14 protein-coding genes are annotated in these 16,200 nt (G+C 48.6%); 12 read left to right on the top strand and 2 right to left on the bottom strand.

Going from position 1 to position 16,200, the window contains the following annotated elements; translation table 11 throughout:
• Window positions 1-29 precede the first annotated feature (29 nt).
• Window positions 30-2,339, bottom strand: a complete 2,310-nt coding sequence (locus ACE3MZ_RS16670) for a right-handed parallel beta-helix repeat-containing protein (protein ID WP_411343257.1) — start codon at window positions 2,337-2,339, stop codon at window positions 30-32.
• A gap of 1,472 nt (window positions 2,340-3,811) precedes the next feature.
• Complete coding sequence (locus ACE3MZ_RS16665) at window positions 3,812-4,885, bottom strand: M42 family metallopeptidase (RefSeq protein ID WP_411343256.1); 1,074 nt, start codon at window positions 4,883-4,885, stop codon at window positions 3,812-3,814.
• Between the two features lie 328 nt (window positions 4,886-5,213).
• On the opposite strand from ACE3MZ_RS16665, the gene ACE3MZ_RS16660 reads away from it, so the two are divergent.
• From ACE3MZ_RS16660 to ACE3MZ_RS16605, 12 genes are all read left to right on the top strand, one after another.
• Window positions 5,214-6,176 (top strand): AAA family ATPase, encoded by a 963-nt coding sequence (locus ACE3MZ_RS16660; RefSeq protein WP_411343255.1) that lies wholly within the window; start codon window positions 5,214-5,216, stop codon window positions 6,174-6,176.
• Between the two features lie 4 nt (window positions 6,177-6,180).
• Complete coding sequence (locus ACE3MZ_RS16655) at window positions 6,181-7,443, top strand: DUF58 domain-containing protein (protein WP_411343254.1); 1,263 nt, start codon at window positions 6,181-6,183, stop codon at window positions 7,441-7,443.
• Window positions 7,443-9,665: a DUF3488 and DUF4129 domain-containing transglutaminase family protein gene (locus tag ACE3MZ_RS16650; RefSeq protein WP_411343253.1), complete on the top strand. Its 2,223-nt coding sequence runs from the start codon at window positions 7,443-7,445 to the stop codon at window positions 9,663-9,665. The genes ACE3MZ_RS16655 and ACE3MZ_RS16650 overlap by 1 nt, the downstream gene beginning before the upstream one ends.
• A 162-nt stretch (window positions 9,666-9,827) precedes the next feature.
• Complete coding sequence (locus tag ACE3MZ_RS16645; RefSeq protein ID WP_411343252.1) at window positions 9,828-10,355, top strand: YqeG family HAD IIIA-type phosphatase; 528 nt, start codon at window positions 9,828-9,830, stop codon at window positions 10,353-10,355.
• Complete coding sequence (gene yqeH / locus ACE3MZ_RS16640) at window positions 10,352-11,479, top strand: ribosome biogenesis GTPase YqeH (RefSeq protein WP_411343251.1); 1,128 nt, start codon at window positions 10,352-10,354, stop codon at window positions 11,477-11,479. Before ACE3MZ_RS16645 ends, yqeH begins: the two co-directional genes overlap by 4 nt.
• A 30-nt stretch (window positions 11,480-11,509) precedes the next feature.
• Complete coding sequence (gene aroE / locus ACE3MZ_RS16635; protein ID WP_411343250.1) at window positions 11,510-12,397, top strand: shikimate dehydrogenase; 888 nt, start codon at window positions 11,510-11,512, stop codon at window positions 12,395-12,397.
• Between the two features lie 16 nt (window positions 12,398-12,413).
• Entirely contained in the window at window positions 12,414-12,710 is a 297-nt protein-coding gene (gene yhbY, locus ACE3MZ_RS16630; RefSeq protein WP_411343249.1) for a ribosome assembly RNA-binding protein YhbY, read from the top strand.
• A 95-nt stretch (window positions 12,711-12,805) separates the two neighbouring features.
• Complete coding sequence (gene nadD / locus ACE3MZ_RS16625) at window positions 12,806-13,399, top strand: nicotinate-nucleotide adenylyltransferase (RefSeq protein WP_411343248.1); 594 nt, start codon at window positions 12,806-12,808, stop codon at window positions 13,397-13,399.
• On the top strand, window positions 13,380-13,964 hold the full coding sequence (yqeK, locus tag ACE3MZ_RS16620) for a bis(5'-nucleosyl)-tetraphosphatase (symmetrical) YqeK (RefSeq protein ID WP_411343247.1): 585 nt from the start codon (window positions 13,380-13,382) through the stop codon (window positions 13,962-13,964). Before nadD ends, yqeK begins: the two co-directional genes overlap by 20 nt.
• Window positions 13,965-14,312: a ribosome silencing factor gene (gene rsfS, locus ACE3MZ_RS16615; protein WP_367060368.1), complete on the top strand. Its 348-nt coding sequence runs from the start codon at window positions 13,965-13,967 to the stop codon at window positions 14,310-14,312.
• Entirely contained in the window at window positions 14,309-15,244 is a 936-nt protein-coding gene (locus ACE3MZ_RS16610) for a S1 RNA-binding domain-containing protein (RefSeq protein ID WP_411343246.1), read from the top strand. Before rsfS ends, ACE3MZ_RS16610 begins: the two co-directional genes overlap by 4 nt.
• A 124-nt stretch (window positions 15,245-15,368) precedes the next feature.
• Window positions 15,369-16,139, top strand: a complete 771-nt coding sequence (locus ACE3MZ_RS16605; protein ID WP_411346825.1) for a class I SAM-dependent DNA methyltransferase — start codon at window positions 15,369-15,371, stop codon at window positions 16,137-16,139.
• Window positions 16,140-16,200 lie beyond the last annotated feature (61 nt).

Genomic DNA, 16,200 nt, shown 5'->3' with positions numbered 1-16,200 from the left:
GAATGCCGGGCTATATAAAATTGGGTGAATCAGTGGTTAGTCAAGCCGCCGGTTTCTGCACGAGTGACGACGCGGATACGGTACGCGTCTTGTTGCAGACCGATTTGTGGGAAGATGCTGTTCAGGTTCGGGAATTTCGCCAATACCTGTGCATTTTTGGAACGCAGATCCATCTGATTGTAATTGTAGAAGCTGCCTGCGGCGATCGTATCAATCACATTATTATCGCTAACAGCGTAGTTACCGTATTTCGGTTTAATGATTGTTCCTACTTGAACTAGCGCATTGTTCGTAATGGCTGAACCATTGGAGTATTCAGGACGCCATGCTGGGTTTAGAATATCTGTCCACAGGTTGTCGGTATAACCGTATTTCGCTTTGAGCTTGGCTGCATAATCCATCCATACACCGGATGTTGGATTTTTGGACAGAAGCGTATCGGCAAACGTACTAGTTACGCCATAGCTTCTCGATACAATCTCGGACATATCTTTCGTATCGCTGCGGTTCTCAATACGTACACTGTTGGATGCAATCACGACATTGTTTTTGGCAATATTATGATGACCATTCAATTGGATCGCACGGTCGGAACCTTGAATAATATTGTTGTAGTAGTTATCACCTGCATCGCTACCGTCGGCATAGAAACCATTGGAGCGGCGGTTATGGTGAATAAAGTTGTAACGCAGATCATTGCCATACGACGACCAGTCCTGAGCAGTATAGAATGCACCAGTATCGGTTTCTTCGAGTGCTGTATTGTGCACTTCGTTGAACTCGAATGTCAGGTTGTTATTGCGCTCATAACGGATAGCGTCGCGCGGTACGTCATGAATCAGGTTGTGATCGACCCAGATGCCGACCGAATCGCGGATGACGATGCCTGCCAGATGGGCATGTTCGCCAATGTTGTGGATATGGTTGTTAGTAATACGGGTGTTGGCGGCAGTCAATTTCATACGGTCGCCTTCATTACCAACGCTGATGCCGAAGCCGCCAGTATCGTAAATGTCATTGCTTTTGATCATATTGGAGTAACCGCCAGTGTCGATGATGCCGCCGTTGCCCACGTTGAGGATCGTGTTACCAGCGATGGTGATATGATGACTATTTTGCATATCGATGCCGTTGGTCAGGCTATCTTCTACATTGAAGCCGAAGAAGGAAACGTAAGAGGTGTTGGTCAGTTTGACAACTGCACTTGGTTTGTCGGCGATTTCGACGTTTTTGGTACTCATGTCAGTGCCGTCTTTTGGATAGTAGTAGACTTTGCCATCCTTGAAATCAAGCGCCCATTCGCCAGGCTCGTCAATTTCGTCCAGCAGGTTCAGTGCGCGCCATTCTTCTTTACCACTACCGACGCGGTAAACAGGATTGGAGCCGACGATTTGTTTACTGAATTTATCGCCCATACCGCCAGCTGGCATATCCAGCAAGGTGATGCTGCCTTCGGAGGTGTTGACGCTTTTTACTTTACTCATGACAGGTGCCCATGCTGTTCTCCAGAAACCTTGCAAATACAGATCATGACCTGCATTAATACTGCTCTGCCAGCGTTCTGCGCGGTTCGTACCGTCTGCATTCAGTGCGTCTTCGGTATCACCATCAGCAGGAATACCATCTTCACCGTAATAGAAGGAACTAGCGTCAGCCGAACCATTTGCTGTTGTCCAGCCACCGCGTGAATTGCCTACTTCTTCATCAGCGTTTGGCCATTGGGAAACGGGTTGGCGTTCATTGTTAACGATCAGGTCGATGATTCCCCATTTGTCCGAAAAGGAAGTACCGCCTGGATAACCGTTCACATTGCTCAGACCGAGTGATTTCACATCCAGCTCGACCAGATTGGAAGCATTAATTTTGGGATTGACACGTTGAGCTGCTGCGCTATTCAGCGGTTGCCAGAGGGAAGGATCAACGGATACGCCGTTGGACAGAACAACCTTTTCACCTGGATAGGTGCGGTAGACGATTGTTTTACCAGCGGAGCCGGAATCGGAAGCGTTCAAATCGAAGGTATAGGGGAACTTGTAGGTGCCGCCTTTGACCCAGACAGTAATACCGCCAACAGGCAATGATCCTTTTTTGGCACGAATGGCGTCACGCGCTTGTGTCATCGTTTTGAACGGAGTACCTTTGCTGCCATCGCCACCAGTGGCGACCGATCCGTCTACATATAGATTCAGACCAGTATTGGTCGTTTGTCCGCTGCTTAATGTAGTAATGACAGAACCGTTGGCAAGACGGTCAGCTTGTGCTGCATGTGGAGACCAAAGTGATCCAGTGATCAGTGTCCCCATCAAAAATAAAGTCGCGATGGATTTTGTACGAAACATTATAAAACTTCCTCTCTGAAGGTGGTTTCCCGGATGCTATAGTTATGGGCTTATATTCATTCTCCATTAGTTGTTATAAGGTAGGACTAAATGCGATAGTTATTTTGTCGGATAAACCGCTCTAATTATTAATATTTATAGATAAAATTGGTTAATTAAAAACAAAATACGACGATTTCCGCAACAATTTATAGTGAAAAGTCTACTATTTAAAGACTTTTTTAATATTTATAGTAGGTGTAGAGCGTGATGAATTTAGATAGTTAGCCTTATGAGTAAAAAGACTTACGATTTTTGTAACTAACATGCTAATTTCTGAAATGCTAAATAACTGGTAGATCTCTTTGCCTATATAAATTGAGAATGGAAAGGGTGAAGATGCCAATGAGGCAAAAGCAGTCTTGCAGAGGGAATAACGATGAATGTAGATGAATATAATCGAAGCAGATCAAGCGGATCATGAAAGTAGAGATACAGTAGAAATGAAGTAGACAGGTAAACACATGTTTACTGGATGAGGCTGAAAAGAAAGTACTGCCCGTGTGCCGGGGGTGGTACCGGGCAGCAGCATGGGGGAAGATTCTGATTTTACGAAAGGGCATTGCATACAACAGGATGACTCAACTGTACAAACCGGTATTTCGTTGCCAGGCGGCAAAAACGGAGAAGTGCCGGTCAAAAATGTTGAAACTTGTACGGCAATTGTTAGATATGAAGAAGCCATCGCCGTGAACTTTGTAATGTAGTATGAAGAGTGGTAGATGAATGATTATGAATAAGCTAGAGCAAGTAGAAGATTTCCTTTCGATATGTTCAGTATAGTACAGTTATGTAGGTGTGATAACCGTCAAAAATTCTTATTTTAACAACAAGGAAGACCAGTAAATGAATGGAAAAATAGTAAATGTGATAGTAAGTAGTTCCTATTCATCCAATAGAATCACCAGCCGATTTAGCATAATGCGTATACATTGTAAACTGTATCTCGATAATGTTCACAAAACTTTTTGGGGTCGTTGTGCGTATACAGGAGTAGGTGCATGAGTATTGGCGATCAAATGATGGATAAGAGGCGCTATGGACGCAATCGTGCATGAAATATGTTAATATACGGAACAGTTTGCAGGTGATGGGTGCATTCTGAGCAAAAGGTTACAATTTTTTTAAGAAATATCGCTTTTGCCGCGCCATGACAGGATTAAAGCGTAGAACTGCCGGGTTATGAATTAGTAATACACCAGGCATTTGCAGATGTGTCAGATTGAATAGAGAATAATACATGTACAAAAAGGCGACTATGCCCATTATGTGATTTCGGTAGGAACACATGATGGGCATAGCCGCCAGACAAAACATCCGGTTTGGGTAGACTGAGCATCACGCGCTCATTGTCAATTACGGATGCTGTAGTTTACGGATATAGTATTCATTTAGGATGCAATGCAGTAGGAACGAAGGTACGGCATTATGCTTCAGGCGCGATCAAGAATCGTCTGATAGGTCGACGTATTCATGCCTTTGACCAACTCGATGAGTAGTGCTTTGGCAGCATCGTAATCATCGGTATGAATAATAGAAGAAGATGTATGGATATACCGTCCGCAAATGCCGATAATACTGGAAGGGATACCGATTCCGCTCAGGTGAACTTGACCTGCATCCGTGCCGCCCTGAGAAATGTAATATTGTACAGGAATACGATGCGTGCTGGCGGTATCCTGAATGTACTCTACCATGCCGCGATGGGTAAACATGGTCGGATCGTAAATACGCAGCAATGCTCCTTTGCCCAGATGACCGAACGCATTACGATCACCGGTCATATCGTTGGCGGCACTGCAATCCAATCCGAAAAATACATCCGGCTGGATCAGCTGGGTCGCGGTACGTGCGCCGCGCAAACCAAGCTCCTCCTGCACGGTAGCACCAGCGTATACCGTTCCGCTAAAGCTTTCACCATGCAATGCTTGCAGCAGTTCGATTGCTAGTCCAACGCCATAGCGGTTGTCCCACGCTTTTGCCATGATCTTCTTGGGATTGGCGAGTGGAGTGAATTCGCAGACCGGAACGATCTGCAAGCCGGGACGAATACCCATCTGCTCCGCTTCGGCACGGTCGTCTGCACCGATATCAATATACATGGACTTGATATCGACCGGTTTCGCACGCTGCTCCGGGCTGAGCAGATGAGTAGGGGTAGAACCGACGACTCCTTTAATCACACCATGATCGGCAATAATATCAAGTCGCTGTGCCAGCACCACCTGACTGAACCAGCCGCCAAGCGGTTGGAAGCGTACTAGCCCCTGATCGGTAACTCCGGTTACCATAAAGCCCACTTCATCAAAATGACCGGCAACCATTATTTTCGGTCCGGTTTCCTTACCCCGAAGCACGCCAAATAAGCTTCCGAGACGATCCTGTACGAATTCATCAGTGTAAGCGGACATCTGCTCCTTGACCCACTGACGTAATTCACGTTCAAAACCGGATACCGCCGGAAACTCAGTTAATTGTTGAAACAGGCGAAGCGTCTGTTCATCCATTACGATGCTCACTCCTTCAGATGGAATAACTCATCATAGTATGAACCCACTCCCTTTAAAAGTCCAACTGTTGGCTTCATTTGCACAGCAAGCTGTAACTGCTCGAATTGCATGTAAAAGTGACTCTGCTTCTTCCTTCATGTACAATATAATGGAGATTACACGGGAATGCAGTGAACGAGTGCGCCGTTAGCGGACGATTGCGAACGAGCGATACAGTGTAAATTTATGAATCCGCACCACCATGTGTTAAAATCAGCACACATCATCCGTAAGATTGGATGATGCAACTTGGAATTATGAACCCGAGGTAGGAGGTTTTTGATATATGCCGGTACGTAAGGAATCCATGCAGGTCATATCGGACGTCAAATCCAATCTGGAAGCTTGCATATTAGGAAAATCATTTGAAATTGAATTGCTGCTGACCGCAATGCTGGCTGGTGGTCATGTTCTGATTGAGGACGTGCCAGGCACAGGCAAGACGCAGATGATCAAAGCACTCTCCAAATCGATGAGCGGGCAGTATCGCCGTATTCAGTGCAATCCCGATTTGTTGCCGAGTGATATTACGGGGGTGTCTATTTTCCATCCCAAAGACGAGCAGTTTTACTTCCGCCCAGGTCCTGTTATGACTAACATTCTACTGGCGGATGAGATTAACCGCGCAACAACCAAGACACAATCTGCTCTACTGGAAGTTATGGAAGAACGCAATGTAACGGTAGATGGTGAGACTCATCCACTGCCGCATCCGTTTATGCTATGTGCAACGCAGAATCCGATTGATTTTGAAGGCACGTATATGTTGCCAGAAGCGCAGCTGGATCGGTTTATGATGAAGATTACGATCGGTTATCCTGATGAGCAGACTGAGAAGAATTTGTTAAAACAGCAAGGTAATGTGAGCGGACATCCGGTAGATCGCTTGCAGCCCGTTACAGATATGGAAAGTATCGCTGCCATTCAGCAGGAGATTCGTGCTGTGCATATGGACGAATCAGTCAGTGATTATCTGGTGAGCATCATTCGCGCGACGCGTGAGCATCGCTCTGTATTGCTTGGTGCGAGCCCGCGTGCGACGTTGTCGTTTATGATGGCAGTCAAAGCGTATGCACTCATTCATGAGCGCGATTATGTATTGCCGGATGATGTGAAGAAGCTGGCGCCTTATGTGATAGCCCATCGGATTCTCGCGCGTCCGGAAGCGCGGATGGAGCGGATGAGTGCGGAGCGAGTCATGCAGCAGATTTTGGAGCAGATTACAGCTCCGGTATCGGTAGGGCAGTAATCATATGAGAGCCTTATTCTCGTATTTGCGGTTGAATCTGAATTGGCAGCGTCAGCCGTCTAAGCTTTGGCTTGTCATTATCGTCTGGATCGGTTGTCTGTTTTATGTACTGTTTCAAGGTGGCAAAACTTCAATCATGCTGTTCTCAATGGTTACGCTGTTGTCGCTGTATTTGATTGGCGGCGGCTTTCGCGGTGTCGGACGCGCGCGGGGCAGCCGTTATTTGTCTATCGATGGTGAAGAAGGTGGCATTATCCATGCTGGCGATCAGGTGCAAGTACGTCTGGATGTCAGTATTCCAGGGTTTTTACCACTGCCGTATGTCATTATCCGTGAGACATTGAAACGTCATAATGGAGAATCGTGGTCATTTGAAGAAAGTCTGATGCCTAGCATGAGAGGTCGCGGCGAGCTGTTGTTTCAGACGCCGCCGCTAGAACGCGGACGTTATCGTTTCTTTGGTACAGAGTGCATCAGTGAAGATATATTTGGTCTGCTGGAAAATCGCGGCAAGTTCAATGCGCCAGGTGAATTTCTCGTCTTGCCACGAACTGTATTCGTGCCATTCTGGGAAATGGGTTCGCGTCATTCACGGCTTGGTGGTCAACAGACTTCGCAGTTGATGTCGCGTCCCGAAACGAATCAGATCAACGGGGTGCGCGACTATGTGTATGGCGATCGGATTTCGCGGATTCACTGGAATGCGACGGCGCGTACCGGGATTTGGAAATCCAAGGAGTTTGAGCATGAATCGTTGCCACGTACCATTCTCGTACTGGATGCGACGGCGGATCATTATGAATCTGGCGATCATTTTGAACTGGCGGTATCGGTCACATCGTCTATGCTGGAGTATGGTGCGCGTGAACGCATGGGCATGGGTCTATTTACGATTGGTGCGCAGAATGACATCTTTTTACCGTCGGATCATTCGGCAGATTGGCACCGGATGCAGATTCATCTGGTTGATATTAAGGCAGATGGACAACAGCACCTGCTGGAAGGATTGGAAAAAGGGGCACGCAGCTTCCCATCTGGATCGCTGTTTGTACTGATCAGTCCATTGACTGGTGAGAAGGCGTGGGAAGTGTTCCAGTTTGCTCGTATGCGGCAGATGACGCCGGTACAACTGCTGGTAGAAAGTCAGCAGCAAAGTGACAATCATATCGCCCGGGAATGGAATATGGATGCCAGCGCACGCGGAGCAGCCTGTTACCCGGTTCATGATCTGGAGCAATTGCCGGTGGTGTTAGGGGGGAGAGCCTGATGAGGAAATGGTGGAGCGGAATTAGCAGCTCCTGGTACTATTCATTATGCCTGCTGTGGGTATTGATTATCGCCTATCAGTGGATTCAATATGCGGACAGTATCTGGTATACCGAGACGACAATGCTGGTGCTAGGTACGATGCTGGCTGTTGCGATTACCGATATTATTTTACCGGTCAGCGCCTGGTATCGGCTGCTGGTGAAGCTGGTCGCTGTCATTGCAGTTGTGTACTATTCCATGCATGTATATGGGATTTTTACTTGGGAAGGTAGTAGCGGACTAGCTGATAATCTGGAAGAGTTTATTGGCGCCTTGCGCTCGTATATTTGGTTTATCGTCGCAGCGTGGGTACTGCTGGAAGTATCGGCACGTATCGGTACATCACGCCGCGCGATTATTATGTTTGTCGGCACCAACATTGTAGCGCTGGCGATTCTGGATTCATTTACGGCAACTCCACTGTGGCAGGAAGTCGCGTGGGTTGTATTTGCCGGGATGGGCTGGCTCGTTAGCAATCATTTTCGTTATTTTCAAGAACGATTTCCCAAAGGATGGCGTCATCTACGTCGCTATCCGCTAAAAATCATGTTCAATGTCGCTGTGATCTTTTCGATCATTCTGCTGGCAGGAGTGAATATGCCAGAAGTGCAGCCGACACTCAAAGATCCATATACCGCTTGGAAAAATTGGCGCGGCGAATCAGTTATTACCGTCAATGGTAGCAATCCGCTGGATGGACAGGGAGCTTCTTCCGGTTATAGTCGGGAAGATTCCAATCTCGGTGGCGGCTTTAACTTTGACTATACACCGGTCATGAATATTAGCACGACGAGTCGTAGTTACTGGCGCGGTGAGACGAGACTTGCTTATTCCGGTACTGGCTGGATTGATCGTTCTAGCAATAGCTGGCGTGATCTGGATGCGGTGCAGGCGGGAGAGAATCTGTCGATGGAAGAACAGCCGACAGATGCAGAGACTCGTACCGTCAAACAGCAGGTCAAAATGCTGAGCGATCAGAGTACGACGTATCCAGTATTGTTCGGTGCCTATACAATTGCGCGCATCGATAGTATTAACGGTGGCAATGATACGGATCAGCTGGACTGGCGCAGCAATTCCGGCGAAATCCATTGGAGCCGTACACGGCAGAATCGCAATTACCCGGAATCGTATTCGCTTGTTTCCAAAGTACCAGTTGTGCCAGTCAAGGAATTGGAAAGCAAGACTTACAACCAGCTGTACGAGGGACGTTCGCTTGAACCGTATTTACAAATGCCGACCGATTTTCCGCAGCGTGTCAAAGATCTGGCAAAAGATGTGACAGCATCAGCAGATACACCGTATCGCAAGATCGAATTGCTGCAATCGTATTTAAAAAATAACTACACGTACACGAATAACCCTGATCTTTCCCGCAAAAAAAGCAGTGACTTTGTCGACAGCTTCTTATTTGAGGTGAAGGAAGGGTATTGTGATTATTATTCCACTGCATTGGTCATGATGGCACGTTCGCTAGATATTCCGGCACGTTGGGTGAAAGGTTATGCACCGGGTCAGGCATCCGGTTATGTAACGAGCGATTATTTCCCTAACGGAGCAACTGAATATACCGTTACGAATGCAGATGCGCACTCGTGGGCAGAAATTTATTTTGCCGGATATGGCTGGATTCCAGTAGAAGCTACACCGGGCTTTGATATGCCATTGCTGACGGAAACAGTGCAAACGCCAGCTCAGGAAGAGCAAACGCCACAGGCGCAAGAGCCGGAGCAAACACCGGAAGAAGACGCAGCAGATACACCGGTACAGGCAAATGATGCTACCGTACCCGCAGCTGTAGTGTGGACAGCCAGCTTACTCGTTGCCGCTTGGTTCGGATTTCTTGCTTTCCGTTATCGTCGCCAGCTGAAAGCCGCTTATATCAAAATGCGCTACGGCGAGCCGCAAACACCTCAGCAGCAAATACTCGCTGAAGCGAAGCGCTGGCTATCGTGGATGAAACGCCACGGCATGGATCGTGAACCGCACGAAACGCTGCGTGAATCGGTCTCGCGCTGGAGCGAGATGAAGCCGGAGATGGCGCCATTACTGGATTCGCTGCTGCAATTGTTTGAGCGTGCGAAGTACAGCCCTGATATAGTAGGCGAAGCGGAATATGAGCAAATGAAGCAATATGTACACGATTTACGAAAAATATGGCGCAATCACACCGCAAAGTAGTATAATGAAGATTGTGTCTGTACGATGTGCTGCACCGCTTGGCGCAGCAGGGAATAAAACTTGCATAAGCTTTGAAATAGCGCCGCTTTTGCGGCGTTTCTTTTTGTCAGAGTGGTTAAATTTATGGTATAGTTTGTCGTATGAAATCGAGGTGAATAAAGCTTGTTTGAAATGCTGATTCCAAAATTACATGTAAATACGGTATTCGATATTGATCTGGAACAGTTGTATGCGGACGGGTATCGGGGAATCATTACCGATCTGGATAATACCCTTGTCGGTGCGCGTGCACCGGAAGCGACGCCAGAATTGATCGAGTGGTTCGCCAAAGTCAAGAAACACGGCTTCGAACTAATTATCGTTTCCAACAATAATATGAACAGGGTTTCCCTGTTTGCGACTCCGCTGGATATCAAGTTTGTGCATGCTGCTCGTAAACCGTCCAATGCACCGTTCCGTAAAGCGATGAAATTGATGAACTGCCGCGATGATCAGACGATCGTTGTAGGGGATCAACTGCTGACGGATGTGTATGGCGGCAACCGGCTAGGCTTATTCACCGTTCTGGTGCTGCCGATCGCACTGAATGAAGAAGGCTGGCGTACAAAGTTTAATCGTCAGGTGGAACGGCTGGCACGGCAAAGACTTCGTAAAAAAGGCCGATGGGCCGAGGAGGAACGCAATAAATGACAGAACAAAGCGGCTTGACCGCTGGAAGCAAATGCAGTGGATGCGGAATCCAACTGCAAATGGAATCACCGGAACAACCGGGGTATCTCCCGGCACAGGCATTGGAGCGCACGCCGCTCCTATGTCAGCGCTGTTTCCGTATACGCAACTACAATGAATCGTCGACAGTGACGGTCGATCAGAGCGAATTCTTACGCCTGCTCAGCCAGGTAGGAGATCAAGACGCACTGGTGATCCATATTGTCGACCTGTTCGATTTTCACGGCAGCGTCATCTCAGGCTTGCAGCGCTTCGTCGGTAACAACCCGGTCATTCTGGCTGTGAACAAAACCGATCTGCTGCCCAAAGTAACCAACTGGAATAAGATTCGCAATTGGGTACAAAAGGAAGCCAAGGAGCTAGGTCTGAAAGTCGAAGACATCATTCTGTGCAGCGCTAAGCAAAATACAGGCTTTGACCGTTTGCTGGAAGTGGTCGGATTTTTACGTGGGAATCGTGATGTATACGTGGTCGGCGCAACCAATGTCGGTAAATCGACCCTAATCAACCGTCTAATCTCGGACTATAGCGATTTGGAAGAAGAACTGACTGTATCGCGCTATCCGGGTACAACACTCGATACCGTTAATATTCCGTTAGATGATGGGCACGCTATTATCGACACACCAGGTATCGTATACGAGACTCGTTATACCGAGCTGGTCAACAAAAAGGATCTGGCAGCGATCATGCCGGACAAACCATTGAAACCTGCGGTATATCAGCTGAACGAAGGTCAAACGTTATTTTTTGGAGCGATGGCGCGTTTTGACTATATCGAAGGCGGACGTCAATCCTTTACGTTCTATATCAACAACCGTCTGAATATCCACCGCACCAAGCTGGAGCGCGCGGATGAGCTGTTTGCACAGCACGGCGGCGAAATGCTGGCTCCACCGACTCGTGAACATCTGGCAGAATTGCCTGCTTGGACGCGCCACGAACTGCGCATTCCCAAAGGCAAACCGACGGATGTGTTTATTTCTGGTCTCGGCTGGGTCAAAGTAAACGGCGAACAGGGCGCACTGGTGGCGGTACATCTGCCAAAAGGCGTCAAAGTAATTATGCGTCCATCGCTGATCTGAATGAATATCTGATTCAGGAGGAGATTCAAGATGACTGGACCTACAGAACATGTGCATATTCACGCTCCGCTACTGTTAGGTGTAATCGGCGATCCGATTGCTCATTCCAAATCGCCCGCTATGCACAATATCGCATTGGAAGCAGCGGGATTGCCGGGCATGTATGTACCTCTGCATGTGAAGCCGGAGCATCTGGCAGAAGCCGTAACCGGAGCGCGTGCGCTAGGATTCAGCGGCTTCAATGTAACGATTCCGCATAAAGTGGAGATCATGACATTGCTGGATGAGCTGGACGAATCGGCGATCAGCTGTGGGGCAGTGAACACGGTCGTTATTCGCGACGGCATCACAACAGGCTACAATACGGACGGCATCGGCTATGTGCGCTCGCTCAAGGAAGAAACAGGCGAGCTGAACGGTAAAAAAGTAGTCGTACTGGGCGCAGGTGGCGCAGCGCGCGGCATCGTCTATGCTCTGCTCAAGGAGCATGTGTCCGCCGTCGTGATCGTAAATCGTACGCGCGAGCGTGCAGACGAGCTAGTTTCCATTCTGACCGACAAAGCCGAGCGGGCAAGCTTGTCTTCGGCTTCACAGGACGAACTGGAATCTGCACTCTCATCCGCCGATATACTCATTAACACTACATCGATCGGCATGCACCCGGATCTGGATGCTACCCCTGTCGATGCGGCGCTTATACCGGAAGGCATTGTAGTCAGCGACTTGATCTACAATCCGCTAGAAACGCGACTATTGCGTGAGGCCAAGGCGCGTGGGTGTACCGTTGTCGGCGGACTCGGTATGTTTATTTATCAAGGGGCGTATGCCTTTGAATATTGGACCGGTGTAGAAGCGCCGGTATCTCTCATGCACAGCGCGGTATTGGAAGCGCTGAATCATGAACACAATCCGTTATAAACCAAAGGGGATTTCTATGTTAACAGGAAAACAAAAACGTTATCTGCGCAGTCAGGCGCATCATCTGGACCCGATTTTCCAAATCGGTAAAGGCGGCATGAATGAAGGTATCATTCGTCACGTCGTCGATGCGATTGAAACGCGCGAACTGATGAAAGTATCCGTGCTGAACAACTGTCTGGAAGAGCCGAAGCAACTGGCGGAAGAACTCGCTCAAGGCGCAGAAGCTGAGCTGGTACAAGTAATCGGACGCACAATCATTCTGTACAAAGAATCGAAAGAGCACAAGCAAATCGAACTGCCGCGCGGATAAGAATGATCTGCATCGTTATCTTACTAACGATATAGATATCTCGTAGCATCGCGGTATCACGATCTATTGATTACAAACGATTCGGTGGTGGATTCATGAAAGTCGGTATTATGGGGGGCACTTTTGATCCGGTGCATATCGGTCACATGCTAGCGGCGGAAGCAGCGCTGGACGGCTGTGGACTGGACGAAGTTTGGTTCATGCCATCGCATATTCCCCCGCACAAACATGCTGCCGGAGCAACCGGCGAACAGCGTCTGGAAATGGTACAGCGTGCCATTGGCAGCAATCCATCTTTTCGTACGCTGGATATCGAACTGGAGCGCGGTGGTGTCTCCTATACGATTGAGACGATCCGTGAGCTGCAACAGCGGTATGCAGAGCATGACTTTTCCTTCATCATCGGCGCGGATATGGTCAATTATTTGACTGAATGGCATGGTATTGAAGAGCTGGCGCAGCGACTAACGTTTATCGGAGTGGGACGTCCCGGCTCGGTCATCAACAAGGAAAACATGCCAGCGTACTTGCAGCCGCGCGTCGTACTGGTCAATATGCCACAGGTGGATATTTCCTCCACCGACATCCGCGAACGACTCGTTGAAGGCAAAACGGTTCGCTATATGGTCCACGATCATGTCTATGATTATATTAAGGGGAGCGGAGTGTATGAAGCTGACACGCGATGAACTGATTCAATCGGTGTCCGCCCGGATGCCGGAGAAGCGCTGGCGTCATACCGAAGGTGTCATGCATTCGGCTGTACTGCTTGCCAAGCGGTACGGAGCGGACCCGGATAAGGCGGAAGTCGCTGCCATTCTGCACGATGTCGCCAAATATTGGCCAACCGAGCAGCAGGAGCAAGTGTTGCGCGATAAGGCACTGAATGATGAATTGCTGCTGTATGACAAACCGCTCTGGCATGCTGAGATTGGCGCGTATGTGGCGGAACAGGAATACGGCATTACGGATGAGGACATATTGAATGCGATTCGGTATCATACTTCTGGCAGAGTTGGTATGACCTTGCTGGATAAAGTAATCTGTCTCGCTGATTATATTGAACCCGGACGCGACTTCCCGGGCGTGGATCATATCCGACATCTGTCGGAAGTGAGTCTGGAAGCGGCGCTTGTAGCCGGTTTTGATTCGACGATCCATCTGCTGCTGGCGCGTCGTCAGGTGATTTATCCGTTAACGATGTTGTCCAGAAATGATCTGGTCAAACAACTTGAATTGGAGGGAGATCTTTAAATGGCATTAAATCCAGAAGAATTGCTGCAACTCACTGTAGGTGCAGCCGAAAGTATAAAAGCTCATGATCTGGTTGCACTGGACCTCAGAGGAATTTCACTGGTGGCGGATTACTTTGTGATCTGTCACGGTAACTCAGACACCCAAGTACAATCGATCGCTGCTGAAGTGCGCAAACGCGCGCATGACGCTGACGTTACAATCCGCGGAATGGAAGGCGTTAACGCGGCACGCTGGGTACTGATTGACCTTGGCGATGTTGTTGTCCACATCTTCCATCGCGACGAGCGTGAATATTACAATATCGAGCGTCTGTGGTCTGACGCCAAAGTGGTGGAAAAAGTATGAGTTTTGAGGCAGGCAACCGAATCGCACTGAATATCGGGCGCGAAGTCTCACCGTACGGTTTCTTCCTAACCGATGGCGACGAAGAAGTACTGATGCACTATAGCGAGATCGTAGGCAAGATCAAAATCGGTGATACAGTGGAAGTGTTTATTTTCCACGATACCGAAGACCGTCTTGCTGCTACGATGAAAAAGCCACTGCTGACGCTGGGCGAATTGGGCAAACTGAAAATTGCCGATCTGCATCCGCGTCTAGGTGCTTTTCTGGAAATGGGTCTTGGTCGTCAGCTGCTGCTGCCGATGAGCGAATTGCCAGAGAAACCCGAACTGCGTCCACAAGTAGGCGACGAAGTGTACGTCGTAATGCAGCATGACCGTCAAGGTCGTCTGCTCGCACTTCTGGCAGGCGAAGAAGAGTTCGATGAACTTGTGTTCCATGCACCGACGACGTGGATGAACCAGTGGGTCGATGCGCTCGTATACAAGCCGCTGCAAATGGGCACATTCGTGCTGATTGACGGTGGGGTGCTCGGATTTGGCGCACTCGGTCTGATTCATCAGAATGAGCGTAGTCATTTGCTGCGTTTGGGTGAAAAAGTACAAGTACGTGTCACGCAAGTACGCGAAGACGGACGAGTGAATCTGTCGATGTTGCAGCGCAAGGAAATCGGACGTGATCAGGATGCAGAGCGTCTACTGACATTTATCAACGAACGTCCGGACAAAGCAATGCCATACTCTGACCGTACACAACCGGATGTGATCAAGCAGCGCTTTGGCATCAGCAAAGCCGCGTTCAAGCGCGCACTAGGCAAGCTGATGAAAGAAGGCGTCGTTGTGCAGGATCAGAACTGGACGCGTCTTGCTGAGCATGCGAAGTCTGCTCCAGATGATAACAAACCAGATGGCGAAACCGGCGATCCGGCACAATAAAGAAACCGGCAATACGGACGTCATGAACCGGCACAGAGAAATCGAAAGATAGAAAGGCAAGAACCGTGTACTGTGGTTCGAGCCTTTCTGTTTTTGTATGAATGGGAACAGGAAGGACGGTTGAATCGTGTCATACCGCAAGTTTGCCTATGTATATGATGAATTGATGGATGATATGCCATACCCAGAATGGCTACGCTTCGTACGCGAAGTATGGGACAAATACGGGATGCCGCGTCAGGTAGCAGAGCTGGGCTGCGGCACGGGTAGCATTACGATTCCGTTAGTGAATGCTGGTTTTCGTGTGACTGGGATTGATCTGTCATCAGATATGCTCTCTGTAGCACGCGACAAAATGGAATCCACGCCGCAAGGACACCGATTGTTTCAGGATGGTCATGTGCAGTGGGTTTGCCAGAATATGACGGAATGGATGCTGGCGGAACCGGTAGACAGTGTCATTTCATTTTGCGACTGTATTAACTATGTGACCGAACCGGAAGATGTGGTACGGACATTCCAATCCACGTATAACGGTTTGAAGCCGGGCGGTACGTTTGTATTTGATGTGCATCATCCAGATACATTGCGTCGGTATGATGCCGAGCAGCCGTTTATGCTGGATGATCGCCATATTTCTTATTTGTGGACGTGTGAATACGATACCCAGCGTACTGAGATTGAGCATCATCTTACGATTTTCGCCCAGACCGGAGAGAACAAAAACCTGTATGAGCGTTTTGAGGAAGTGCATGTACAGCGTTCGTATGAGCAGGAATGGTTGACGACCGAGCTGTACAAAACCGGGTTCCGCGATGTGAAATGCTTTGCTGATTTTACATGGAAGGAACCGGGCGAGGAAGCGGCACGCTTGTTTTTCGTGGCGGTCAAATAGGATCATGATCAGATTCGTAGTGAAGAAGCTTCGTATAGAGGCTTCTTTAGTATGAACATTT

This window comes from Paenibacillus sp. WLX1005, from assembly GCF_046603685.1.
In the GTDB taxonomy this organism is placed as follows: Bacteria; Bacillota; Bacilli; order Paenibacillales; family Paenibacillaceae; genus Saccharibacillus.
This window is presented reverse-complemented; position numbering and strand designations above follow the sequence as displayed.